This window comes from Nitrospira sp. (genome assembly GCA_024998565.1).
In the GTDB taxonomy this organism is placed as follows: domain Bacteria; phylum Nitrospirota; class Nitrospiria; order Nitrospirales; family Nitrospiraceae; genus Nitrospira_A.
The window spans coordinates 581211-605992 of record JACOEM010000002.1; the positions used below are offsets into that span (position 1 = coordinate 581211).

Below are 24782 nucleotides of genomic sequence, written 5' to 3' on the forward strand. Positions count from 1 at the left end.
CAGCGTATCTTTTGCCAGCCGAACCCCGGTGCATCACTCGTTCCGAGTGATCATCATGCCCACACATTCGGAAGGATCCACCATGACACAATTCTTGCCGTTTCACCTCCCTGATATCGGGGAGGAGGAAATCGATGCCGTAGTCTCAGTTCTGCGGTCCGGTTGGTTGACCACGGGGGCAAGGGCCAAGCAGTTCGAGCAGGATTTTGCAGCCATGGTAGGCGCCCGTTTTGCCATCGCGGTCAATTCCTGCACCGCCGCGCTCCACCTTGCGCTTGAAGCCATCGGGATCGAGGAGGGCGATGAGGTTATTCTCCCCACGATGACCTTTACGGCAACAGCCGAGGTCGTGACCTATTTCAAAGCCAAGCCTGTTTTGGTGGATTGCCTTCCGGATACGTTGAATATCGATCCCGACCAGATCGAGCGAGCCATCACGTCGAAAACGAAAGCCATTATCCCGGTGCACTTTGCAGGACATCCCTGTGACATGGATCGCATTTCGGACATCGCAAATCGATACGGGCTCCGTGTCATCGAAGATGCGGCCCATGCGCTCCCGGCCCGCTATCGAGGACGGTTGATCGGCACCATCAGCGACTGCACCTGCTTTTCCTTCTATGCCACGAAGAACATCACCACCGGTGAAGGCGGCATGATTACGACCGACAATCCCGAGTGGGCGGAACGAATCCGGACCATGAGTCTCCATGGGCTGAGTCGTGATGCGTGGAAGCGATACGACGGTCACGGTTCATGGTTTTATGAAGTCCTCTCGCCGGGCTTCAAATACAATCTCACCGACATTGCTGCAGCCCTGGGTATTGCACAGCTCCACAAATCCGATCGTCTCTGGAAGACACGGGAACGGTATGCGGGTCTCTACGACGAAGGGTTTCGGGATCTCCCTGAAATCGTGCTTCCCACCGCGGCGGCTCATGTCCAACATGCATGGCACTTGTATGTCATTCGGCTGGACCCCGAACGGTCGGGGATCGGACGAGACCGGTTGATTGAGCATCTGGGGAAGGAGCACATCGGTTGTAGCGTCCATTTTATCCCGCTCCATCTTCACCCGTACTACCGCGACACCTGGGGTTATACCTCCGAGCAATTCCCGGTCGCCACGACTGCCTACCAGCAGATTGTGTCGCTGCCGCTCTACCCCAAGATGACCGAAACCGATATCCAACGTGTCATTTCAGTCGTTCGCACACTCATTCAAGGTTCCCGATGATGATGAAACGAGCCATTGATCTCTTCGTTGCCGCGATCGGCCTATTGGCATTATCGCCGCTGTTCTTGCTGATTGCCATTCTGGTCAAGCTGGACTCTTCCGGGCCGGTCTTCTTTGGACAGGTTCGGATCGGTAGACGGTTTCGCCCGTTCCGAATCTATAAGTTTCGTACGATGACCAGAGACGCCTCGTCGAATGGGGGCCAGCTGACGATTGGAGAGGATGCTCGCATCACTCGAGTCGGTCGGGTGTTACGTCGGCACAAGATCGATGAGTTGCCTCAGCTGCTGAACATCCTGCTGGGTGATATGAGCCTGGTGGGTCCTAGGCCGGAAGTTCCGCAGTATGTCGAATTGTTCAAGACCGACTACAGTGAAATTTTATCTGTACGTCCGGGGCTCACCGATCTGGCCTCGGTTAAGTACGTCGACGAAGCGACGATTCTGGCCGCGGCACGTGATCCGGAAGACGAGTATCGAACAGTCATTCTTCCTGAGAAAATCCGCCTGGCTAAGCTGTATGTCCGCAATGCCTCATTGAGATTTGATGTGGCCATTATCGCGCAAACCGTCTTCCGACTGACTGGCCTGCCTCTCGTCCTGTGCGAGATACCTGAACTTCAATCTTCGCATGAACACTCCTTTGGAGAGGCCGTATCCAGAGCGATTGCCTGGTTGATTCGATGGCGGCGACCCCTGATCGTCGTGGTGGACCTTGCCCTCATTGTCTGCGCCAACTATCTGGCCTTTTTGTTACGCTTCGACGGAAGCCTTTCGGAGTCTGAGACACAACTGTTTGTTCAGGTGCTTCCCTGGCTCCTAGCCATAAGGGGAGGCGCGTTTATGTTGTTTAGTCTCAACGAAGGGCTCTGGCGATACACGGGGATATGGGATTTGCAACGGATTGTCAGTGGCGTCTTCATCAGTACCTTGGCCGTCTACGGCCTCGTCTATTGGGGGCTCGGGTTGACCGCGTACCCTCGTTCGATTCTGATCATCGACAGCGTATTGTTAATCGGGCTTGTCACCGGGATCCGGCTGCCGTCCCGATTACTGGGAGAAAAACTCGTCTATCGCCACAAGAAGAACGTGCTCATTGTCGGCGCGGGGCATTCCGGCGAGCGGATCGTGCGGGAAATGAAAACGAACAGTTCCTCTCGGTATCAACCGGTGGGACTCATCGACGATAATGTGTCCCTCCTCAACAAGCGGATTCATGGAGTCAAAGTGCTCGGAACCCGCAGCGACCTGCCTCGACTGCTCGCTGAGAAGCAAGTCGTGGAGGTTGTTCTGGCCTTGTCGAATGCCAAGCCGGCGCTTCTGAGAGAAATCATCTCTGCTCTTGAGCCGTTCAAGGTCTCCATCAAGACCCTGCCGAATTTGTCCGATCTTCTCGCTGATCGAAGTGCAGAAAGTCAGATGCGAAGCGTGTCTATGAGCGATCTGCTGCCGCGGGCTGCTGTGAATTCACAGGCCGATGCGATGAGGCACATGATTCAGGGAAAGTGCGTGTTGATCACGGGAGCCGGCGGTTCCATTGGATCGGAATTGTCGCGGCAAGTCGCCGCCCTGAGCCCGGAGTCGCTCGTCCTCTATGAGCGCCATGAAAACAGTCTCTACTTGATTGCCAAGGAGTTGGATGATCAGGGCCTTGGATCCTTTGTCCATCCGGTCCTCGGCGATGTGACGGATGTCGCTCGACTCTCTTCCACGGTCACCAAATACCGGCCGACCATTTTCTTCCATGCCGCTGCACACAAGCATGTACCGCTCGTTGAACTGAATCCGGCGGAAGCCCTCAAGAATAACTGTATGGGGACACGAATGGTCGCGGAGGTGGCCGCCCGGTTCGGTGTGGAGCGATTCGTCCTTATTTCCACGGACAAAGCCGTGAACCCATCGAGTGTCATGGGAGCCACCAAACGTGTAGCGGAGCTCATCGTCCAAGGGATCGCCCGGCAGAGCAAGACGCGTTTCATCACCGTCAGGTTTGGGAACGTACTCGGGAGTAACGGGAGCGTCCTCTTGCGATTCCAGGAACAAATTCGGGCCGGCGGTCCTGTCACGGTCACCGATCCAGGAGTGCGGCGGTACTTCATGCTCATTCCCGAAGCCGTGCACCTGGTATTGCAGGCCGCCTCACTAGGGGAGCAAGGTGCGACGTACATTTTGAACATGGGAGAACAGATCAGTGTCTTAGACCTTGCAAGGAACTTGATCCGGCTGTCTGGATTCGTGCCTGGCCAGGAAATTCCGATCCAATTCGTTGGGTTACGCCCAGGGGAAAAGCTCTCTGAAGAACTTGTCGGAGAAGGGGAGGCCACTGAGCCGTCCCCGATCGAGAACATTCTCAGAATTCGCCGCATTGCTCCGATTGATTTCGACAATTTGCAGAATAAGGTGACGGCTTTGGAAGCAGCCGCCCGTCTGAACCACACCACGTGGGCCATCGATCGGTTACGGGAACTGGTTCCAGAGTTTCACTCTCCCGGGGAACTGGAGAGTGTGTCTGTTACGGCTATGCCCGCGGTGATGGAGGATCTCGGTGTTTCCCGGAAGACGGACTCACTGGTGGAGTCCGGTGCAACTCCTTCGGTATAATCGCTCGTTGAACGCTTGTTGATATGCGCCCGATGCTTTGATCCTGGTAGTCATGGCGAGTGACACATTGGATACGGCAACTGGATCAATCCGTTGGAGTTTGAGATGACCACATTCGATGCCGAAAGACAGATCGATCAGCCGCATTCTGGCCTTCCTCGCGATTTTTTGAGTGTAGCGAGACATCAGAAATGGATCATCGTCGCATGCATCCTCTTATCCGTGGTCGCCGCTGCGACATACTGTCTCATCGCCACGAAGTTATACCGCTCAGAGACCATGATCCTCGTCGAAGATCAGAAGATACCCGAAAACTACGTGAAGGGAGTAGACGAGGGAAATCTCGAACAGCGCATCTTCGTGATTCAAAAGCAGGTACGCAGCCGGGCGGTACTGACCGACATTGTGAACGAATTCCACTTGTATCCGGACCTAATGGAGAAGGAAGGGCCCGAGGCGGCCGTCTCGGCGCTGGCCAACGGGATTATGGTGGAAATGGTCGGCAAGGGCCCGCGCGGCAATTTTGTGGGTCGTAGCAGCCTTGACGCCTTTACGGTCTCCTTTATCCATGAGAGTCCTCGGACCGCCATGGAAGTGACCGCACGCGTGGCTACAAGGTTTATCGAGCAGAATTTGAAAACTCGTGAGCAGACCGCCGAGGGGACGACGGAATTTTTTGATGAGGAAGTTCTCAGAGCGAAGGCGGAACTTGAACGGAAGGAGAACGAGATCAGTCAGTTCAAGTCGCTGCACGTGGGAAAACTCCCTCAACAGATCGAATCGAACCTGCGTGCTCTCGACCGGCTGCAAGGCGACCTGAAAGCCAGCACTGAAAGTTCACAGCGACTGTCCGACCGGCTGGCGCTGGTAGAGAATGCGATTCGAGACTATCAACGGTCCGGCACCCCAAACCTCTCTCTCGTCCCCGGATCGGTAGAGCCGGATCCGCTCTTTCGTCGATTGAAGGAATTGCGGGAGAAGCTCGTCAAGTTACAGGCTGAATTCTGGGATACCTACCCGGACGTCGTTTTGACAAGAGATGAGATGCAAGACGTTCAGCGAAAACTCACGGAGGTATACGGTCCTGATATCCTTAAACCCGGTGAAAAACCGGTCGATCCGTACCTGCAGGATTTGAGGAGACAGCAAACAGAAGCCAAAAGCGAATGGGAGCTGCAGAACAAGCGGCAACTGGGGCTGCAGACTGAGAAGCGGGAGCTTGAGCGACGCATCGAGAAGGCGCCGCAAATCGAACAGGACTTGTTGATCCTGGAGCGTGACTACGACAACATGAAGACCAATTACCGGTCGCTTCTGGAGAAGCGCCTCAATGCCAGGGTGGCGGAAAACCTTGAGAAGCGACAGAAAGGTGCTCAATTTAGAATTCTCGACCCGGCGAGTTTTCCGAGAGTGCCTGAGTCTCCCAATGAGCGCCGGATTATGGTTTTTGGGCTCCTCTTCGGATGTGCGCTTGGGGCAGGATTTGCCTTGATCCGGGAACTCTCGACACCTCAATTCCGTCGTCCTGAGGATATTGAGCATATATTGGGACCGCAGCTACTTGCGGTAATTCCGGACTTCGCCATTGAATATAACCGCTTGAGGTGGCAGCGGTACTTTCCGACCGCTCGTTCAGCAGCTATTGTGCCTGCAGAACAGGGTGCCGTTGTGGGAGACCTCGCGCTGATTCCCTCGGCTCACCTGAAGCCGCGGAGCCCCCAGCCATGGAATGACGATTTTATTGTGAAATGGATGCCGCATTCTCTTGTGGCGGAGCAATATCGGGTCGCCGCGACGCGGCTCGCGTTGCAGAAGGGTAACGGAGATTCGACCATTGTGGCTGTCACTAGCGCAGTCAAAGGAGAAGGAAAAACAACGACAGTGATCAATCTCGGCTATACACTTGCGCGGGATTTAGGTCTGCGCACGCTCTTGCTGGATTGCGATTTTGCGGTTCCGATGCCGGACCATTACGTTGATACCGTCGCCAAGTGGGGGCTGGCCGATTGGCTTACAAGCGATATTCCTCTCGAGAGTTGTTTCTCAGAGTTTGCCGATGTCCCTTGTTGGGTGATGCCGGTCGGGAATTCGGATGTGTCTATAAACGAGTTATTGAAAACGGAACGCCTGCCGAGCATCCTTGCCCAGTTGCGTGAACGGTTCGATATCATTCTTGTCAACACACCACCCATTTTCCCTTTGGCGACCATGAATGTCCTTGCGAATTACATCGATCATATGGTGCTCGTTGTGCGCGCCAATTCAACTCCTCATCAGGTCGTCAGGCGCGCGCTGAAATCCCTCGGCACGCGTGTGCCGTTCCAGGTGTTGCTCAACCGGGTAGGGAGCGATGCCTTGCCTTCCTATGTCTATGGTCACTCTTACACGCAAGCGAAAGTCCAGTCGACGTAACAGTGCCGCCAACACCCTGGCATCCGGACGGGAGAATGTTAGTATGGGATGCAGAGCGTCCCTTTTAGCCCAATCTGCTGAATTGTGCGCCCTCAGAAGTTTGTTTGAGTAATCCAGTCTTGAGCATGCTGCTCCGTGTCGCCTGTTGTCTTCCTGGCTCCACCTGACGCGGAAGAAGTACGCCGCTGAAGACCTCCTGTCCCTTCGCATCGGCTCCAATGGTTCTGCTCCCATACGCCTCGCACGACCGGCTGTCGGGAAGGCCCGGTCTCCTTAGGCTCGGATCCAGCTCGTATACGTGAGCGCTCGGGTTGTGAGAAGAATGGCTCGGCTCAAGTACCGGCGGTAACTGATTCTTGGTTCACTGATACTCAGATCCCATCACGATGGGCAGGGATGATTTGACGATTACGGGAACAGTTCCTGCGATCAACCTGCGCGTTCGATTCTGAGCCAGCCCAGGATTCGCTGGGACGTCTGAACAGAGTTGGCATCTATGACCAGCATGGCGAACCAGATATCGCATCGATTACATATTGGCCTATGAATGTAGCCGTATTGTGGCAAGGAGGATGTATCATGAGCACCGAAAGCTTGATCGTTAGGACGTTGGAAGGCGAGGAGTGGGGCTTTATCAAACGGTTGATCATGGATTCGGTCACCAGGCAAATCAGACATGCGGACGTTGTCCTCGCGGATACAGGAAAAATCGTCAGAGTGCCCTGGGAAAGTTTTGAATTCCAAAACGAGGACATCAGGCTTAGTGCCGATTTTGGTGAATCGCGCCCAAGCTCAATGGAATCTGAAGTTGAGATGGCGCACACGATGGCGATGGACTTATGGCCGTGAGTTCGCCGCTCCTTCTCAGATCGGTGCGAGACCTGATAAATTAGCCGATTCGCCCTCCTCTGGCACATGTGGAATCTCTTCTCTTGACGTGAAGATACCCGTTCACATGTGAATATTGTGGTGCTGCAGAGGGATGCGTCCCGTTCACTCATGTGTGGCAGTGCGCATGGACCTGATCGACGCAGCATTGATGTACGAACCCTTCAATCACCCTTCGGCTCTGGTACACCACGATCCACGGTGCGCGCTTTCCGATAGAGTGACATAGAATTGAGGAGCAGCCATGCCACCCTCCCGTCTTAGTGTTACTGTATTGACGTGCATTGTTAAGGATCTGAACGCCGGTGTGACTGTGAAAACTGTCTGCCGCCGGTATCATGTTTCGCCGCAGACGGTCTATCGCTGGCGGAAAAAACTCAGCGCCCAAGGAACTAGTTCCATCGAACGCCTGCATCACTTGGAGAATGAAAATCGTAAATTGAAGCGAAAGGTCGCCGAATTGTCGCTGGACTATAATACGCTCAGGATAGCACTCATTACCCAGGCCAAAACCGAATGCTAACCAGTATTGTTCAGGACATCCGTGATGAAGATGTGAAGACAGCAGGCGAGCCAATCTGTCCGGGTGCCAAAATCTCATACATAGATTTGTAGCGGCACCGTGCTCGCAGTTGCCGTATGGGAGACCAGGGTTGCTCGTCTGGTAATCCGACTGAATATCGAAAAGCGACTCGATCAGTTCAACATCTGTTGCAAGAGACAGTGTGCGCGGTATCGTCTGATGCAGTTTCGTTTGCGCTCCAACACTTCACTCATCAGTACCCGCAGAGATCCTCCTCTCCGATTCCAGCCCCAGAGCCTCCTTCCTTCGTCACCCCTTTTTGCTCTTTCCCTCCGTTCCGCCAGAAAAACATAGAGATGAATAAGAGAGTGTGGCTCTCTCAGACCAGCTCTTGCCCATTCTCTATACTTTGGGCTGGTCCGTTTCCGGAATGCATTCCTGTGGCATGAGTTCGCCGCCATGGAAATGGGACACCTGTCTCCATTTCTGGAGCACGGCCTTGTCGTCGAAAGTGAGGAGATACTGTTCGCACCACATTCCGGGTGCGGTCAGACGGTTCCCGGACTGTTGCTCGCGCAATTCATACACCCACACGGTGGCTCCGCCTTCATCCTGTCGAACAGTCTTGGGAGCGCCTAGTTTCTCCCGCACCTGGGCTTGAGTGGCCCACCCCTTGGCGGAATCCAGATAGGCCGCTTCCCGGTTCTGAAAATGGCTGCATGCCGCGAGCAGCATGGAGATGATGACGAGGCTGAGCGACCGACTGATCTGTATCATGTTGCCTCCCGATTCGACTGGGATCCGTTTTTGCCACCCGCTTGTCTGGCAGGGGATTGTACACGGATAGCGGGGGCGCGTCTTCTTTGGAGAAGATTTCCTGCACCGTCCCTGGTCTCCGTGAGTCCGAGGCGGCAGACTATTCGTGGGGGTGTGTGAGGCCGTACCGAATCTGAAGAAGAGCGAGCGGGGAGAAGGCGCAACTTAGGCGTGAGATCAGATCACGAGCTGACGAGATGGGGGAGAAATGCGGAGCAATCAGACGGCTTTTTTAACCAGGCCGGACCGCAGGCAACGCGTGCAAACCCGAATGCGCAAGGCCGACCCGTTTACCAGCGCCTTCACTCGCTGCAGGTTGGGATTGAAGACGCGCTTCGTCTTGTTGTTTGCGTGGCTGACGTTATTACCGGTTTGATGCTTTTTCCCACAGAGATCACAGGCAAATGCCACGGCCCTACTCCTTTGTTGCGGCGTCTTTCAACGACTAGTCCTTGGATGGGAGGGGATGCTACCATAGCGTCACAGGTCATGACAAGCTGCTGAGGTGAATTCTCCCTACCAGGATGCCCTCTCCCGCTCGCGCCGCTCACTCCACTGAGGTTGCAGATATGGATCAGGTCACGCTCATCGGATTGCTGGCAGGGACCCTCACCACCATCGCGTTCATTCCTCAGCTGCAACAGACCTGGCGCACTCGTTCCGCCCAGGATGTGTCGCTGGGAATGTTGCTCACCTTCGTGACCGGGGTCTTTCTCTGGCTGATCTACGGGCTTATGCTCGGCGCCTTGCCCATTATTCTGGCGAATGTCGTGACCCTGGTGTTGACCCTGGCGATTCTCATCCTGAAGCTCCGGTATCGCTCGTAGGGGCTGCAGGGTCTCTGGGTATGCAGTTCAATATCCTATGCCGCTCCATCGAACGTCGTGACGGCAAGTTTGAACTTGACAAGATCGGTCATGCGCTCCTAAAGTTTGTCTCTTTTCAAGACACCTCGGGTCAAGGGAAGAGGGTGAAAAACCCTCGCGGTCCCGCCGCTGTAAATGGGGACGAAACCCGCAGGCGCCACTGTTCACCGTTCGGTGAGTGGGAAGGCGCGGGGAGTAGGATGAACCATGAGCCAGAAGACCTGCCTGAGGGAGACCCTTTATTCCCTCGTGGGCTGGGGAATAGGCGAGGATGATATTGCGGGTGCAATCCTCAGGGTTCCATGTTGGCCCTGGGGATTTTTTTATTTGCGCGCCGTTCGAATCGTCTCCAGTCGCCGGTTCGCAGCCGCATGCATCGGCGTGGTCGCGTCTGTGCTGCTGGCCTGCCTTGCCTTCGCATTCGGAGAGACCCAGGAAGATCACACGGTGATGAAACGTCGTCAGCAAGGCATCCTTACGGGCATGCCGTTCATGGCCAATATTACCCCGCGCACCTTCATCGACGATGCGGGCAGAAAACTCTATGTCGCCAAGGCGCCCACACGGGTCGTGTCATTGGCGCCGAGCATCACGGAGATGTTGTTTGCGTTGGGGCTGGACGAACAGATCGTCGGGGTCACGGAGTTTTGCGATTTCCCGGCAGCAGCCAAGGCTAAATCCAAGGTCGGGTACGCCAACCCCAATCTTGAATCCCTCTTGGCCCTCCGGCCGGAATTGATCATTGCGCCGCGGGAGTTCCACCGCGCGAATGTGTTGGCCAAGCTGGAGGAATTGAAGATTCCGGTGCTCCTGCTGGAAGCCACTTCGGTGGAGAACATTTTTTCGCACATTCACACGCTGGGACGCATTTTCGATCGTTCGACGGAAGCCCATGCCATGACCGCGGCCATGCGGAGTCGAATGGCCGAGATCAGCAGTCGAACCGAGCACCTGCCGCGCATCCGCGTGCTGTATGTGATCAACAGCCAGCCCTTGATCACGGTCGGTCCCGGCAGTTACATCCACCAGATGATCGGCCTGGCCGGGGGAACCAATATCGCCTCCGGAGCTGCAACACCCTATCCACGGCTGACCATGGAAACGGTCCTGAAAGAAGATCCCGAAGTGCTGATCTTCCCAATGGGGTCGGTTGAAACGGTGCCTCGACGCGAACAGCAGGAGTGGCGGCGCTGGACGACCCTGACCGCTGTGCAGCAGAACCGGTTGCGCGAGGTTTCGGCCAATGCGCTCAATCGTCCCGGGCCTCGTGTGATGGAAGGGTTGGAAGAACTCGTGAGGGTGATTCACCCCGAGGCCTTTCCTCCCGAATCGGTACCGGTCCAGCCATGATGCCTTCGGTCGGCCACTCCACGTCACCTGCTCCAGCATTGACCTCGCCCCCGTTGCCTTCCACGAGCCGTCACAGTTCCGCTCCAATGACCGGACATGAACGGCCGTTTCAGGAGGCCATCCTGACTCCGGTGCGCTGGTGCGTCATCATGGGCAGTTTGTCGGTCGTCGCGCTGATCCTGGCTGTCGTCTGTCTGCAACTCGGGACACAGTACATCGGACTCGGGAAACTTATCAGCGTGCTGTCGTCCGCGCTGCTCGACCAGCCTACCGACAACGACGTGCTCAAGACGACCAGCGTCATCCTGCTGCAGGTGCGTCTGCCGCGAGTCTTTCTGGGATTTCTGGTGGGAGTCTGCCTGGCGTCGGTCGGTGTGGCGCTGCAGGCCCTGCTCAGAAATCCTCTGGCCGATCCCTATGTGCTCGGGGTATCCAGTGGAGCCGCGCTGGGTGTGGCTGTCGCGGTGCTGTTCGGGATCGGGACCACGGTCCTCGCATTTTCGCTCCTGCCGGTCTGCGGGTTTTTAGGTGGACTGGTGGCCCTGCTGGTGGTCTATCGGATGGCGGCCACCTACGACCGGCTTCCGATTCATTCCGTGCTGCTGGCCGGTGTGATCCTGAACGCAATTTTCTCGGCGCTGATCATGTTCATCACCTCGATTATGGAACCGAATCGTTCCTTCGGCATGATGGCCTGGCTCATGGGATCGCTCACGGCCCCGGCCTATCCCGCGTTGGCTGCGCTGTCGGTCTATCTGTTGGCCGGTCTCTTCCTGCTTTTCAAGCAGGTGCGGGTCCTGAACATCCTGGCCTTGGGTGAAGAGCCGGCACGGTCGTTGGGAATCGATACCGAACGCGCCAAACGGGTGATCTTTCTGGTGTCGGCGCTGCTCACCGGCGCCGTGGTGTCTGTCAGCGGCATGATCGGATTCATCGGGATGATCATTCCTCACGCGGTGCGCCTGGTGATCGGGGCGGATCATCGATTGCTCCTGCCGGCTTCAGCGCTCGTGGGCGGCATATTTTTGATGGTGGCCGATACCATGGCCCGGACATTCTTCGTGCCGTCGGAAGTCCCGGTCGGAATCATCACGGCCCTCGCGGGCGGCCCGTTCTTTGTCTACCTGCTGGTCTGGCGAAAGGATCGGCTCGTATGAGGCTTCCTGTAGACCCGATGTGTACGGCTGATGTTGCGGCTGGTGCCTACTCGGACCGGCACCATGCCTACGATGTGCAGGGGGCCTCGTTCTGCTATGGCAAGTTGCCCGGGCGGGAAAGCCGGTGGGTCCTCAGCGATGTGAGCCTGTACGTCGAGGCAGGCGAAATACTCGGTATCGTCGGTCCCAACGGGTCGGGCAAGACGTCACTCGTGAAACTCCTGGCCAAGCTTGCTGTGCCTCAACGGGGAACCCTCTCGCTCTTCGGAAGAAACCTGGCTGACCTTTCACGAGAGGAGACGGCGCGGACCGTGGCGTTCGTCCCGCAGGAAAGTCCGCCGGCTTTCTCCTTTACGGTGGCGGAAACGGTGTTGATGGGACGGTATCCGCATCGCCGACAGACCAGGTGGAGTCTCGGGTTCGGCTGGGAAGATCGGGAGGATTGTGCGGCGGCTGTTCAGGCCATGGCCACGATGGACATCGGCCATCTGGCTTCGCGTGCGGTGACCGACCTGTCCGGCGGTGAACGTCAACGTACGATGATCGCCCGGGCCTTGGCCCAAACGCCCCGGGTCCTCTTGCTCGATGAGCCGACCGCCTTTCTCGATCTTCAGCATCAACTCGAGATCTGCTCGGTGCTGCGTCGTTTGACCGATGAGCAGGGCCTGACCGTCGTCATCGTGTCGCACGATTTGAACCTGGCCAGCCAGTATTGCGACCGGATCGTCATGCTGAAGGAAGGGTCGATGTATTCGATGGGCACGCCGGCTGAGGTGTTGTCGGTGGAGGCATTGCGGGCGGTCTATGGCTGTGAGGTCTTGATCGATCCGCATCCGGAGTCGGGACTGCCCAGGATTACCTTGCCGAGGCAGGCTGTGCCGTTCAGGGGATGATCAAGTGTTGCGGGATGGGTTCGTGCCCGGCCCACCCGTGTGAAGAGAAGGGGCGCGTCATCATTGGAGAGCGGAGTGTCAGGAAGACGCCGTCAGCGTCGGGGAAGATGGTGCAAAACCATCACGGTGCCGCCACTGTAAGCGGGGAGTGACTCTGCATTGAGCCACTGGCGAGTGGCGTGGTTCGTGAATCGTATCTCGTGAAGCGCAGGAGGTTCCCTCCGACCGTTTCACGAACGTCGTTTTACGTTTCACGCTCAGCTGGGAAGGCGCAGAGCAACGATGAGCCGCAAGTCAGGAGACCCAACTGACGGGTTTGTAACTGAACCCTTCGAGCGAAAGGGAGTGTCAGTATGTTGGGTATTGTCAGGGAATGGTCTGTCTATTTCGTGTTGTTGTGTGCCGCAAGTTCCCCACCTGTGTGGACGGCCGTCGCATCCGCCGAGGAGCCTCTGGAGCCTGATCCCGTGGTGCAAGCCGAGGAGGTCGTGGTCTCGGCCACCAAAACTCCGGTGCCGGTGAGCCAAGTGACCAGCGCGGTGGAAGTGATCACCGCCCAGGACATGAAAAAACAAAACATCAGAAACGTGGCTGATGCCCTTCGATTGGCTCAGGGACTGGCAGTGTTCTCCAATGGAGGGCCGGGGACTGAGGTCAACGCGAGAATTCGCGGGGGCAGTTCGAGCCAGACGTTAGTGTTGATCGACGGGGCCATCGTCAACAGCGGGACCCTCGGAAGTTATAACTTCGCCAATTTGACCACCGACAATATCGAGCGGGTCGAAATTCTCCGTGGGGCGCAGAGTATGTTATGGGGGTCTGACGCCATGGGGGGCGTCATCAACATCGTGACGAAGCGCGGCCAGGGTCCGCTCTCCGCCGCAGGCTTTATGGAATACGGATCCTTCGCCTCCCTGCGTGAAGGTGGCACGGTGTCCGGGAAACAGGGCGCGGTCGACTACAGCTTCTCGCTGTCCCGCTGGGACACCTCCAGTTTTTCGGCCGTCAATTATCGGCGTGGCGCCAGCGAGCGAGACTCCTATCGTAACTGGCAGGGATCAGGGCGAATCGGTGTAGACCTTCCAAAGGACGGCCGTCTTGATTTCACGATGCGCTGGATGAATTCCGACGTACAACTCGATAGTGTATCGGCGACCTCTCCAAGCGACGTCTATGGCTCAAAAAATCGGAGTCAGGAATATGTGTTCAGCGGTAGTTATGAACAGCCGCTCACCGGCTGGTGGTCCCAGAAGCTCACCCTTGCGCGTGCACAGGAGGCCTCGCAGTTTTTGCCAGGCACGTTGCAGCGCAGTCTGATCACCGGGGCATTCAGCACGCCGTTCGGCACCCCCAATGAAATTCGTGTGCTCTCGAATCGGTTGGAGTGGCAGCACAATTTCCAAATCACGAAGCTGTTGTTGTTGAGTGCGGGGTATCAATTTCGCGAACAACAGGGCGAGAATGATACGGGACTCACCAACCGGATTTTGAGTTCCAATGCCGGATTCGCGCAGGCGCAATTCAACCTGTGGGATCGCCTGTTCGCCACCGCGGGCATTCGCCATGACAGTTACAACGTGTTCGGCGATGCGACGACCTATCGGCTGACCGGCGGGTATCTCCACAAGGAAACCGACACGAAAATCCGAGGCAGCTATTCCACTGGCTTCCGGGCTCCCACGATGAACGAATTGTATTTTCCCAATTTTGGCAATTCCCAATTGGGCACAGAAAAAAGCCAAAGTATGGACGTGGGGATCGACCAGTATTTCTTCTCGAAGCAGCTGAAGTTCACAGGAGGGTTTTTCTGGAACCGCTACCGGAATCTCATCACCACTACGTTTGATCCGACGTTTTGCGCGCCGTTCAGCACGTTCGGGTTTTGCCCTCAGCAGATCGGTGAAGCCTCGACGAAGGGCTGGGAGGCTGGACTCTCGTACACCTATTCCAGCGACCGTCCGTTCCTCAAGGGCCTTGTGGTGCAGGCGAATTATACCAACACCATGACTCGGGATTTGGTCACTCAGACTCGTCTACCGCGTTGGGCCACCGACCAGTGGAGTGCCTCGGTCAGCTATCAACCCATCGATCCGCTCTGGATCACGCTGATCGGACGGTACGTGGGCTCTCGATACAATACCACCGGGGATCGGCAGTCGCTGCCGGCGTTCGATGTGTGGTCGTTGGCAGTCACGTACGATGTCACGAAGCAGCTCCAGGCCTATCTCCGGGCTGAGAATTTGTTTAATGAAAAGTATGAAGAAGTCGCCAGCGCCGGCACACCGATCCGCTCGATTTTTGGCGGTGTGCGGGTCACGTTTGGCGGAAAGTCGTGAGGAAGAGATGAGCGTCGTACTGTAATGTCACGTCCTCGTCTCGTCATCGCCGGCACCCATAGTGGTGCCGGCAAAACCACGGTCACCCTGGCGCTCATGGCAGCCTTGAAGGCCAGGGGGCTGGTGGTGCAGCCGTTCAAGGCCGGGCCGGACTTCATCGATCCCGGCCATCACCAAGCGGTGATTGGGCGTCCGTCGCGAAATTTGGATGGCTGGATGTTGGGGGAGAGCGCCAACCGTGCCATCTTCGCGCGCGCCTCGGCCGATGCGGACCTGTCGATCATCGAAGGCATGATGGGGCTGTTTGACGGCAGCTCACCGGTGCATGAGCAGGGCAGCACGGCTGAACTGGCGAAGCAGCTCAACGCGCCGGTGCTGCTGGTCATCGACGGGAGCGCCATGGCGAGATCGGCCGCAGCCATGGTATCCGGGTATGCGAAATTCGACCCGGCCGTACAGGTTCGTGGAGTGCTGTTCAATCGCGTGCGGAGTGAGGGCCACTACCAATTGTTGCGAGAGGCGGTGGAGGCGGAAACGGACCTGACTGTCGTGGGATACCTGCAGCCCGATGCTTCGGTGACCATTCAGGATCGCCATCTCGGGCTGAGGACTGCCATCGAGCAGGGGCAGGGCGATCTGTATGACCGATTGGCGAGAGCCGCTGCACAGACGATCGATTTGGATCGGGTCGAGGCCATGGCTCGATCGGCCGGGGAATGTCCGGGAGAAGATCTCCCGATCACGAGGCCGGCGGCAACGCAACAACCGGTTCGAGTCGGCCTGGCCTACGATGCGGCCTTTTGTTTTTACTATCAGGATAATCTGGAGTTACTTGAATCGGCAGGCGCGGAGATCGTAAGGTTTTCGCCCTTGCACGATGACGAGTTGCCGGTCGCAGATCTGCTGTATTTCGGCGGAGGCTACCCCGAACTGTATGGCGAGACATTAGCAGCCAATATGTCCATGCGTTCGGCCGTGCAGACATTTGCCCGGCGTGGTGGGGCTGTGTATGCCGAATGTGGCGGGCTGATGTATTTGACGGAAGCCATTCGTGACGGGGAAGGCCGGCGACATGAAATGGTCGGGTTATTTCCGGCGGATGCGGTGATGCGGAAAAACGGGATGACGTTGGGTTATCGAACAGTGGCAGTCACTCAGCCCTGTATCCTGGGTCGCTCCGGCACGTCGATGCGAGGACATGAGTTTCATTATTCCATGCTGGAACCAAGAGGCGACCTGCACTATGCCTGCACCTTGTCGGATGCGGCGGGTCAGCCGGTCGGACAGGACGGGTTGACGAGGGGGAATACCCTCGCGTTGTATAGCCATCTGCACTTCGGCAGCCATCCGGATATCGTGGCCGAGTTGCTGGGGTCTGCCCGTCGATTGCGCGGGGCGCAGGCCTCTGCAACGAAAGGATGAGATGGCGGAACAGGACGACTATACGGCGAAGATGCAACGCTTGAAGGCTTCCGTGGATCGGCGGATCGAAGCGGCACAGGACGAGAAGGGGTTGCTGATCGTCTACACCGGCGCGGGAAAGGGAAAAACGACCGCCGCGCTCGGCATGGCCCTCCGTTGCCTCGGTCACGGCATGAAGGTGGCTGTCGTGCAATTCATCAAGGGCGCGATCGACACCGCAGAGGAGCGCATCCTGAAATCGTTCAGCAATCAAGTAACGTTCCTCCGTATGGGCGAAGGGTATACCTGGGAGACGCAGGATCGGGAGCGGGATACGAGCCATGCGCAAGCGGCCTGGGCGAAGGCCTGCGAGTTCATGTGCGATCCGTCCTATGCGATGGTGATCCTGGATGAGTTCAATATTGCGCTGCACCATGGCTATGTGGCGGTGACTGAAGTTCTGCCGCGCTTGCAGCAGCGACCGGCGATGCAACATGTCGTCATCACCGGCAGAGGGGCGCCGGCTGAATTGATCGAGGCCGCAGATCTCGTGACCGAGATGAAGCAGGTGAAACATCCGTTCCGCAACGGCATCAAGGCGCAAGCGGGGGTGGAGTTTTGAGAGGGCCGGTGACCAAAACCTGTGAGCATTGTCGGCAGCCGTTCGAATGTGGCGGGTATCAATGCTGGTGCGGGAAGATCGGTATTACCGAAGCACAGATGGATTGGATTGCGGCACGGTATCGAGACTGCCTGTGCCCTACCTGCCTGCAACTGGTCGCGGACGGCGTACTGGGACCGGAAGTCCTGCCGAGTGAGACCCATGGCACGTGAGTCGCAGGACCCGACGACGCGCTCGCCGGTTGATTCTCAGGAATCCTTTTCGGTCGCCGAGCGTGAGGCGGTCTATCGGGCTATTTTCGAGCGCCGGGACGTGCGCAGAAACTTTCTGCCGACACCGATCCCCGACGAGGTGCTCGCACGTTTGCTGAACGCCGCGCACCATGCCGGATCGGTGGGCTTCATGCAGCCCTGGGACTTTGTGGTGGTCCGTACAGATGAGACGAAGCGCGCGGTGAAGCAGCTGTTTATGGACACGAATGCGGCTGCGGCGCTCCGGTACAAAACACCTCGTGCGGATTTGTATCGAACGCTCAAACTGGAAGGCATTGAAGAGTCGTCGCTCAATCTCTGTGTGACCTGCAGCCGCCAACGAGGCGGCCCGCACGTGTTAGGCCGTTCCACCGTGCGGGATACAGATCTCTACAGCACCTGTTGTGCCATTCAGAATCTCTGGCTGGCGGCACGCGCCGAAGGTATCGGGGTTGGGTGGGTCAGTATCTTGAATCATGCGGCGCTGAAGCGCGTGTTGGGTATTCCAAAGTCGGTCAAGGTGCTGGCCTACCTCTGTCTCGGGTATGTGTCGGAGTTTGCGAAGAAGCCGGACCTTGAGGCCGCCGGGTGGCGAGCCAGGCTTTCTGTGGAAGATTTGGTGCACTATGAGGCATGGGGTAAGAGAGTCGAAGGGAAGGAGAGACTACCGGGATGCGAATCACCAAGGTCTATACAAGAACGGGCGACGCGGGCCAAACGAGGCTAGCCGGCGGACAACAGGTCTGGAAAGACTGTCTGCGGGTCGAGGCCTACGGCACAGTCGATGAGTTGAATGCGTCCGTCGGATTGGTGCGGGCGATGAACGCCGACGCCGGGAGCGGGTCTGCCGCGTCGACGCAATTGGAGGCGGATTTGCGCTGGGTGCAGAACAAGCTCTTCGATGTCGGAAGTATTCTGGCCACGGCGCCGGGTCAGACCTTTCCCAACATGCCGGAGGTGACGGCCAAGGATGTGACGAAACTCGAAGCGATGATCGATCGATGCCAGGAGGAGCTTGCCCCGCTGAAGGAGTTCATTCTACCCGGTGGCGGTAAGGTCTCGGCGACGCTCCATCAAGCGCGAACGATCTGCCGCCGCGCGGAACGAATCTGTATCCGGTTGAGCCGCGAGGAACCGGTGGCAGCCGAGCTCAATAAGTATCTGAACCGGTTGAGCGACGCGCTGTTCGTCCTGGCCCGCTGGGTGTCGAAGACCCAAGGCGAACCGGAATTCTTATGGCAACGCGAATCCGGCGCAACCGCCGAGTAAACCGATGAAGAAGCACTCGGCCACAGGATCCCATCTTATTCTGGTGCTTGGCGGGGCCGCCTCGGGAAAAAGTGAGGCAGCGCTCGATCGGGCGGGCCGTCGAGGCCCGAAGGCCCTTGTCGCGACCGGGCAGGCGCTGGACGATGAAATGAAGGCGCGTATTGCGCGGCACCGCGAGACCCGTCCCCCCGACTGGATCACCGCCGAGGTGCCGCGTGACCTGGCTGCCTGGTTTCGAACGGAAGGACAGGCCTATCGCACCGTCGTGGTGGATTGCCTCACACTCTGGTTGAGCAACGTGTGCGGGCGTCGCATTGCCGGGCAGGAGATGGTCCCTCGTGTGGAGGAATTGCTGCAGGCTATTCGCGGCACCAAGGCGCGGGTCGTGTTGGTGAGCAACGAATTGGGCTTCGGGCTGGTACCGACGAGTCGCAGTGCGCGCGCGTTTCGCGATGTCGCCGGTCGGGTCAACCAACAGATCGCGGCAGCGGCCGACGAAGTCTACTTTGTCGTCAGCGGCCAGTCGCTCAAACTCAAATGACAGGGGAGAAGACCCGATGACGCTCCAGGAAGTGTTGACACGCATTCAACCGGTGGATCAGGCGATCGCAGCGCAGACTCAAGCTCGCCTGGACCGGTTGACCAAACCCCTTGGTAGTCTGGGGCGGCTGGAAGAAACCGCGGTGCGTTATGCCACGATCACGGGCGAAGTGAAACCGGCTGTGCCGCGCGGAGTCGTGTTTACGTTTGCGGCCGACCATGGTGTGGCGACTGAAGGGGTGAGTGCCTATCCGCGCGAAGTCACGCCGCAAATGGTGCTGAATTTCCTGCGTGGCGGCGCCGGCGTGAATGTGCTCGCGCGTCACGCCGGAGTCGAGGTGCGGGTGGTGGATATCGGGGTCGCGTACGACTTTGGGTCGGTCTCCGGCCTGATTCACAAGAAGGTGATGGAGGGAACCAACAATCTCCTGGTGCAATCCGCCATGAGTCGTGACCAGGCCGTGCAAGCGTTGCAGGTCGGGATCGGGTTGGCCACGGAGGCCGCGCGTGAAGGGGTTGGTCTGATCGGGACCGGCGAGATGGGAATCGGCAACACGACGCCGAGCGCAGCGATCACAGCAGTCATGACTGGACAGCCGGTGACTGAGGTAACGGGTCGAGGAACCGGCATCGATGAAGCGGGTCACGCCCGCAAAGTTGGCGTCATTGAGCAGGCGCTCGACCGGCATCGTCCGAACCGGGCCGATGCCATCGATGTGCTCGCGAAGGTCGGCGGTCTGGAGATTGCCGGTTTGGCCGGGCTGATCCTGGGTGCGGCGGCAGGACGCGTCCCTGTGGTGTTGGATGGGTTCATTGCCGGCGCTGCGGCGTTGATCGCGGTAGGGTTGCAGCCGCTCTGCCGGGACTATCTGATCGCCTCGCACCGTTCGGTGGAACGTGGTCATCAGGCGATTCTGGAGCATCTGCGCTTGAAGCCGCTGCTCGATCTCGATCTGCGTTTAGGCGAAGGGACTGGAGCCTGCCTCGGGATGAGCCTTGTGCAGGCGTCGATCAAGATTCTCACCGAGATGGCGACGTTCGAAGAAGCGGGTGTCGCGCAACGTGAGGCGTGACAGGTGAAACGTGAAGCGTGAAATGCCAAGCGAGGGAACCGTAGACAGGGCACGTTCGCATCCGGCAGAATCCGGGCCCCGCATGCAGCATAAGAGTTGCGATGATTCTCGCGTTTCACATTTTACGCATGACGTTTTCCGCCCGTTCATCCTGGCTTGGCATTTCCTCACGGCGATTCCGATCAGCCGGAGCCACCATGAGCCGTCGTCCGCGGAGTTGGCTACGTCGATGGCCTGGTACTCCACGGTCGGGCTTCTGATCGGCGGATTTCTCGCGGCGGCTGACCAGGGCTTGCGCTTGTTTTTGGCGGCCGAGGTGGTGAATGTTTTGCTGATCGTGTTACTGGTGCTCATGACACGCGGGCTGCATCAAGACGGGCTGGCGGACACTTTAGATGGACTGGCCGGCGGGCGAACCGCGGCCGATCGGCTGCGCATCATGCGCGATCCGAGCGTCGGGGCACTGGGTGCGACCGGTCTCTTTCTCTCGCTGCTGTTGCGGTATGCCGGATTGCTCGCCCTCCCTCAACCGGTTCGTCTTCCCGTGCTGCTCTGTATGCCGGCGCTGGGTCGTTGGGCGATGGTCTCAGTCGCCTGGGCGTCTCCCTATGCCAGGAGCGAAGGCGGGCTAGCGGCCGCGTTTTTGACTCATCTCTCCTGGCAGCATGTGTTGCTTTCGAGTCTCGTGTTGGCCTGTGCGCTGATGGCCGGATTAGGAGTGATTGCGGCAGCGGCGACCATCGGCTTGGGAGCCTTGGTGGTGGTCGTTGTGCGGCGGGGCTGTCGGGCATGGTTCGGCGGAGTGACGGGAGATCTGCTTGGCGCCACGAATGAATTGATCGAAATTCTCTTCCTCTTGTTGATCCCTGTGTTGGTGATGGCGCGATGACCGGCGGCGAGTTGGTGTTGGCGGCGGCGCTGGATGTCGTGGCGGGAGATCCCCGTTGGTTGCCCCATCCGGTGCGGGTCATGGGTAGTCTCATTGCCTGGTACGATCACCGGGTCAGAACACTCTGCCGGAGTGATCAATCCTTACAAATCGCCGGGACCTGTCTCGCGCTGGGGTTACCGGCGGCGGTCTATGCGGCAGCCACTTGGCTGATTGCGCAGGCGGCTGCATTTTCTCCGCTACTCGGACAACTGGTCGGCATCGGCCTGGCTTACACCACACTGGCGGGCCGGGACCTCTTCGATCATGTCCAGGCAGTCAGTCGTGAGCTGCAGCAGGGGAATCTTGCCGGAGCGCGTGAGGCCGTGGCCAGGATCGTCGGCCGGGACAGCGCCACGTTGGAGGAACCGGAAATCGTGCGCGCCACGGTGGAGACGATCGCCGAAAGCACCGCCGACGGCATTATCGCGCCGCTCGTCTACCTCTCCCTTGGCGGCGCGCCGCTTGCGCTGGCCTACAAGGCGGTGAATACGCTCGACTCGATGGTGGGACACCACGATGAGCGGTATGAACATTTCGGCTGGGCCTCTGCCCGATTGGACGATCTGATGAATTGGGTGCCTGCCAGGCTGACTGGCGGCTTCATCGCGTTGGCTTCGGGGCTGGCGACCGCTCAGTGGCATCGTGTGCAGGACAGTTGGTACATCCTGCATCGGGATGGCGACAAACATCCCAGCCCGAACAGCGGCATGCCGGAAGCGGCCATGGCCGGCGGATTGGGCGTGCAACTCGGCGGGCGGAATTATTACGACGGTGTAGCTCACGAGGGTGAATTGATCGGTGATGCCGGCACCGCGTTGACGCCCGGGCACATCGATCAGGCCACTCGCATTATGGTGGTCGCTGCCGGACTGGGGCTCTTCTTTGCACTGCTCTCCCTATGGGTATCATGACGCGCATCGGTCATGGCGGGGATGTGTATGCGGCGGCCCGTGAGTTAGGACGAGATCTCCATCGACTCCTGGATTTCAGTGCCAGCATCAATCCCTTGGGATCGTCTCCCGCCGCAGTGCGAACCCTGCGGACAGCCGAGGTGTTGCTCGGTCATTATCCGGACCCGACTTGTTGGGCACTGCGGCAGGCGCTGGCCGCGTATTGGAAACGCCCGAGTGAGGAGTTTCTGGTCGGCAACGGATCGACAGAGTTGATCCATCTCCTTCCCAGGACATTGGGGATCAGACATCTCCTGCTGATCGGCCCGACCTTCTCCGAATATGCTGAAGCGATGACACGCGCCGGGGGACGGGGCACCATGCTGATGGCGGATCGTGCCGACGGATATCGTCCTCCGCTGGAGTCGGTCCTCGCAACGTTGCAGAAGGGGCGGCAGTCTGCGAGCGGCGCCTATCCCATTGATGCAGTACTCCTCTGCAATCCCAATAGCCCGACCGGTCAGGCCTGCGAGGCTGCCGCGGTAAGGAAGTGTGCGCGTCTGGTGGCTCGCCGGGGACTCTGGTGTATCGTGGATGAATCCTTTGCGGAATATGCGAATCATGCGTCGATCTTGTCAGAGCCTCTTCCCCCACGGACCGTCGTGCTGCGCAGCTTTACCAAGTTTTATGGATTGCCCGGACTGCGTGTGGGCTATGCCACGGCGAAGCCTGCTGTGATTGCCAGAATCGCGGCGCAGCAGCCGCCCTGGTCGGTGAACATGTTGGCGCAGCAAACCGCGGTCGCCGCCTTGAAAGATGTGCGACACGCCGGGCGAAGCCTTCGTTTCATGGAGCGGGAGCGAACCCGCGTCCAGAAGGCACTAACCCGGTTGCCCGGTTGCACGGTCTTTCCCTCTGCCGCCAATTTTCTGCTGATAGAGGTGCCGGTCGGGCAGAAAGCGACCGCCGTGGTGGCCGCGCTTCGCCGGCAGGGACTCCTGATAAGGGATTGTTCGCAAGTGCCTGGATTGAATGACCGTTCGGTGCGCGTCGCAGTGCGTCCCAGGGCCGACAATGATCGCCTCCTGCGAGCCCTGTCGGTTCTCCTTCACAAGGGTGGCGCATGACGATGTGGCCGGATGGTTTCACCACTCGCTACCGAATTGCCAAGGACACGCTCATCCTCGATCTGGGAACCCGCATGCGGGTGTTGTCGTCCGCTCCAAGGGGGGGAGGGCTTCGAACGACGCGCTACATAGTGAATCATCAGGTGCCCTCCAATCCTGTTCGGCAGGCGACTCACTCGAAGTGGGAACATCCTGCCCGTTACCTCAAGCGAATCGCGGTGGATTTGGGAGTGGATCCTGATTGTGTCGGCCTGATGACGGCAGTTCCGATGAAACAGGTTGTGACGTGCCGTGAGGCGCAGGATGGGATCTGGGTCGAGTGTTTTTCCACCGTGGGTGTCACCAACGCGGTGCGGGCAGGTGAGCCGCCGCCGCGAGAAGAAGCTGACAGCATGGTCCGTCGAGCCGGGACGATCAATCTGATGGTGGTCACCAATGCCTGCCTCGCCGTGCCGGCCCTGGTCTGTGCGGTGCAGGTGGTGACGGAGAGCAAGACCGGAGTGCTGCGTGACCATGCGGTGCCCAGTTGGACCGGTCGTCCCGGCGCGACCGGCACGGGGACGGACGCCGTGGTTGTCGCCTGTGCCCTGCGGGGGAGCGGTCCCCGGTCGGACTATGCCGGAACCCATACTACGATCGGATCCTTGATCGGACGGGTCGTCGCCGAGTGCCTCACGCAAGGTCTGGCGCGCGCGAAAGAGTGGGCGGCGACACATCGCACGTAACGTTCTTCATTTCCTATGCCTCATCCTTCTCGTGCCAAAGCCATTGCGATTCTGGGGACCGGCTCTGATGTCGGGAAAAGCATGATCACGTCGGGGCTCTGCCGGCTGTTGTACCGCGCCGGGTTCCGCGTCGCGCCCTTCAAGGCGCAGAATATGTCGTTGAACTCCTTTGTCACGCCGGAAGGCGGAGAGATCGGGCGCGCTCAGGTCTTGCAAGCCGAAGCCTGTGGAATTCCCCCCCATGTGGATATGAATCCCATTCTGCTCAAGCCGGAATCCGATTCCAGGTCTCAGATCATCGTGCAGGGAAAAGTATTTGCCACGCGCGAGGCCCGGGCCTATTTTGCTCGGAGCCGGGACTCTGAATTGTTTCGGGCGGTGGAACGCAGTTACAACCGCCTCGCCTCGCAGTATGAGGTCATGGTCATCGAAGGCGCCGGTAGCGCAGCGGAGGTCAATCTGCGAGATCGCGATCTGGTGAACTGGCCGGTCGTCGAGATGGCCGACGCCAAGGTGGTGTTGGTCGGGGATATCGATCGCGGCGGCGTGTTCGCACAGATTATCGGCACGCTCGATCTCATCACGCCGGAGGAGCGTGACCGGGTCTGCGGGATCGTCATCAACAAGTTCCGGGGAGACGCGGCGCTCTTTGCCGATGGCATCCGTTTTTTGACGGAGCGAACAGGGATTCCTGTCCTGGGTGTCTTGCCGTTTTTGCGCGACCTGGCACTCGATCAAGAGGACAGTCTGGACGTCGATATCCGACGACAGGTCGCGTTTCAGCGTGACTGTATCAACCTGGCGGTGATCCTCCTGCCCCACATGAGCAACTTCACCGATTTCAATGCGCTGGCCGGTGAACCGGATGTGGCGTT

24 protein-coding genes and 2 riboswitches are annotated in these 24782 nt (G+C 58.5%); of the genes, 22 read left to right on the plus strand and 2 right to left on the minus strand.

Annotation, left to right across the window (positions count from 1 at the left end; genetic code table 11):
• Positions 1-82: 82 nt before the first annotated feature.
• The 5 genes from H8K11_06350 (at position 83) to H8K11_06370 (ending at position 7660) form a co-directional block, all read left to right on the plus strand.
• Positions 83-1237 carry a DegT/DnrJ/EryC1/StrS family aminotransferase gene (locus H8K11_06350; protein ID MCS6263363.1) on the plus strand — a complete coding sequence of 385 codons (1155 nt, stop codon included), beginning with the start codon at positions 83-85 and terminating at the stop codon, positions 1235-1237.
• A complete protein-coding gene (locus tag H8K11_06355; protein ID MCS6263364.1) occupies positions 1234-3837 on the plus strand; it encodes a polysaccharide biosynthesis protein in 2604 nt (867 codons plus the stop codon). The genes H8K11_06350 and H8K11_06355 overlap by 4 nt, the downstream gene beginning before the upstream one ends.
• A gap of 105 nt (positions 3838-3942) precedes the next feature.
• Positions 3943-6249 carry an AAA family ATPase gene (locus H8K11_06360; protein ID MCS6263365.1) on the plus strand — a complete coding sequence of 769 codons (2307 nt, stop codon included), beginning with the start codon at positions 3943-3945 and terminating at the stop codon, positions 6247-6249.
• Between the two features lie 579 nt (positions 6250-6828).
• Positions 6829-7098 carry a hypothetical protein gene (locus H8K11_06365; GenBank protein MCS6263366.1) on the plus strand — a complete coding sequence of 90 codons (270 nt, stop codon included), beginning with the start codon at positions 6829-6831 and terminating at the stop codon, positions 7096-7098.
• 346 nt (positions 7099-7444) lie between these two features.
• Entirely contained in the window at positions 7445-7660 is a 216-nt protein-coding gene (locus H8K11_06370) for a transposase (GenBank protein ID MCS6263367.1), read from the plus strand.
• Positions 7661-8062: 402 nt separating this feature from the next.
• Here the strand turns inward: H8K11_06370 and H8K11_06375 are convergent, their stop codons facing one another.
• Complete coding sequence (locus H8K11_06375; protein MCS6263368.1) at positions 8063-8437, minus strand: hypothetical protein; 375 nt, start codon at positions 8435-8437, stop codon at positions 8063-8065.
• Between the two features lie 258 nt (positions 8438-8695).
• Complete coding sequence (locus H8K11_06380; protein ID MCS6263369.1) at positions 8696-8887, minus strand: 50S ribosomal protein L28; 192 nt, start codon at positions 8885-8887, stop codon at positions 8696-8698.
• A 158-nt stretch (positions 8888-9045) separates the two neighbouring features.
• On the opposite strand from H8K11_06380, the gene H8K11_06385 reads away from it, so the two are divergent.
• The 17 genes from H8K11_06385 to H8K11_06465 form a co-directional block, all read left to right on the plus strand.
• Positions 9046-9303, plus strand: a complete 258-nt coding sequence (locus H8K11_06385) for a SemiSWEET transporter (GenBank protein MCS6263370.1) — start codon at positions 9046-9048, stop codon at positions 9301-9303.
• Between the two features lie 100 nt (positions 9304-9403).
• Positions 9404-9586: riboswitch (cobalamin riboswitch) on the plus strand.
• An 83-nt stretch (positions 9587-9669) separates the two neighbouring features.
• Positions 9670-10692 (plus strand): cobalamin-binding protein, encoded by a 1023-nt coding sequence (locus H8K11_06390; protein ID MCS6263371.1) that lies wholly within the window; start codon positions 9670-9672, stop codon positions 10690-10692.
• Entirely contained in the window at positions 10689-11849 is a 1161-nt protein-coding gene (locus H8K11_06395; protein MCS6263372.1) for an iron ABC transporter permease, read from the plus strand. Before H8K11_06390 ends, H8K11_06395 begins: the two co-directional genes overlap by 4 nt.
• The gene (locus tag H8K11_06400; GenBank protein MCS6263373.1) at positions 11846-12742 is read left to right on the plus strand and encodes an ABC transporter ATP-binding protein; all 897 of its coding nucleotides are present in this window, start codon (positions 11846-11848) and stop codon (positions 12740-12742) included. The genes H8K11_06395 and H8K11_06400 overlap by 4 nt, the downstream gene beginning before the upstream one ends.
• Positions 12743-12805: 63 nt before the next feature.
• A riboswitch (cobalamin riboswitch) is annotated at positions 12806-13068 on the plus strand.
• Positions 13069-13095: 27 nt separating this feature from the next.
• Positions 13096-15078, plus strand: a complete 1983-nt coding sequence (locus tag H8K11_06405; GenBank protein MCS6263374.1) for a TonB-dependent receptor — start codon at positions 13096-13098, stop codon at positions 15076-15078.
• A gap of 24 nt (positions 15079-15102) precedes the next feature.
• Positions 15103-16500 (plus strand): cobyrinate a,c-diamide synthase, encoded by a 1398-nt coding sequence (locus H8K11_06410; GenBank protein ID MCS6263375.1) that lies wholly within the window; start codon positions 15103-15105, stop codon positions 16498-16500.
• A gap of 1 nt (position 16501) precedes the next feature.
• On the plus strand, positions 16502-17101 hold the full coding sequence (gene cobO / locus H8K11_06415) for a cob(I)yrinic acid a,c-diamide adenosyltransferase (GenBank protein MCS6263376.1): 600 nt from the start codon (positions 16502-16504) through the stop codon (positions 17099-17101).
• A gap of 8 nt (positions 17102-17109) precedes the next feature.
• A complete protein-coding gene (locus H8K11_06420) occupies positions 17110-17313 on the plus strand; it encodes a cysteine-rich CWC family protein (protein MCS6263377.1) in 204 nt (67 codons plus the stop codon).
• The gene (gene bluB / locus H8K11_06425; protein MCS6263378.1) at positions 17303-18079 is read left to right on the plus strand and encodes a 5,6-dimethylbenzimidazole synthase; all 777 of its coding nucleotides are present in this window, start codon (positions 17303-17305) and stop codon (positions 18077-18079) included. Before H8K11_06420 ends, bluB begins: the two co-directional genes overlap by 11 nt.
• Positions 18025-18621 (plus strand): cob(I)yrinic acid a,c-diamide adenosyltransferase, encoded by a 597-nt coding sequence (locus H8K11_06430; protein ID MCS6263379.1) that lies wholly within the window; start codon positions 18025-18027, stop codon positions 18619-18621. The genes bluB and H8K11_06430 overlap by 55 nt, the downstream gene beginning before the upstream one ends.
• Before the next feature lie 4 nt (positions 18622-18625).
• Positions 18626-19162: a bifunctional adenosylcobinamide kinase/adenosylcobinamide-phosphate guanylyltransferase gene (gene cobU / locus H8K11_06435; GenBank protein ID MCS6263380.1), complete on the plus strand. Its 537-nt coding sequence runs from the start codon at positions 18626-18628 to the stop codon at positions 19160-19162.
• Between the two features lie 16 nt (positions 19163-19178).
• Complete coding sequence (gene cobT / locus H8K11_06440) at positions 19179-20234, plus strand: nicotinate-nucleotide--dimethylbenzimidazole phosphoribosyltransferase (protein ID MCS6263381.1); 1056 nt, start codon at positions 19179-19181, stop codon at positions 20232-20234.
• Positions 20235-20316: 82 nt separating this feature from the next.
• Positions 20317-21123, plus strand: a complete 807-nt coding sequence (locus tag H8K11_06445; GenBank protein ID MCS6263382.1) for an adenosylcobinamide-GDP ribazoletransferase — start codon at positions 20317-20319, stop codon at positions 21121-21123.
• Positions 21120-22076: a cobalamin biosynthesis protein CobD gene (cobD, locus tag H8K11_06450; GenBank protein MCS6263383.1), complete on the plus strand. Its 957-nt coding sequence runs from the start codon at positions 21120-21122 to the stop codon at positions 22074-22076. Before H8K11_06445 ends, cobD begins: the two co-directional genes overlap by 4 nt.
• Positions 22073-23182, plus strand: coding sequence for a threonine-phosphate decarboxylase (locus H8K11_06455; protein ID MCS6263384.1), 1110 nt, complete (start codon positions 22073-22075; stop codon positions 23180-23182). The genes cobD and H8K11_06455 overlap by 4 nt, the downstream gene beginning before the upstream one ends.
• Positions 23179-23907 carry an adenosylcobinamide amidohydrolase gene (locus H8K11_06460; GenBank protein ID MCS6263385.1) on the plus strand — a complete coding sequence of 243 codons (729 nt, stop codon included), beginning with the start codon at positions 23179-23181 and terminating at the stop codon, positions 23905-23907. Before H8K11_06455 ends, H8K11_06460 begins: the two co-directional genes overlap by 4 nt.
• A gap of 15 nt (positions 23908-23922) precedes the next feature.
• Positions 23923-24782, plus strand: an 860-nt coding sequence (locus H8K11_06465; protein MCS6263386.1) for a cobyric acid synthase, incomplete at its 3' end; no start/stop codon positions are given.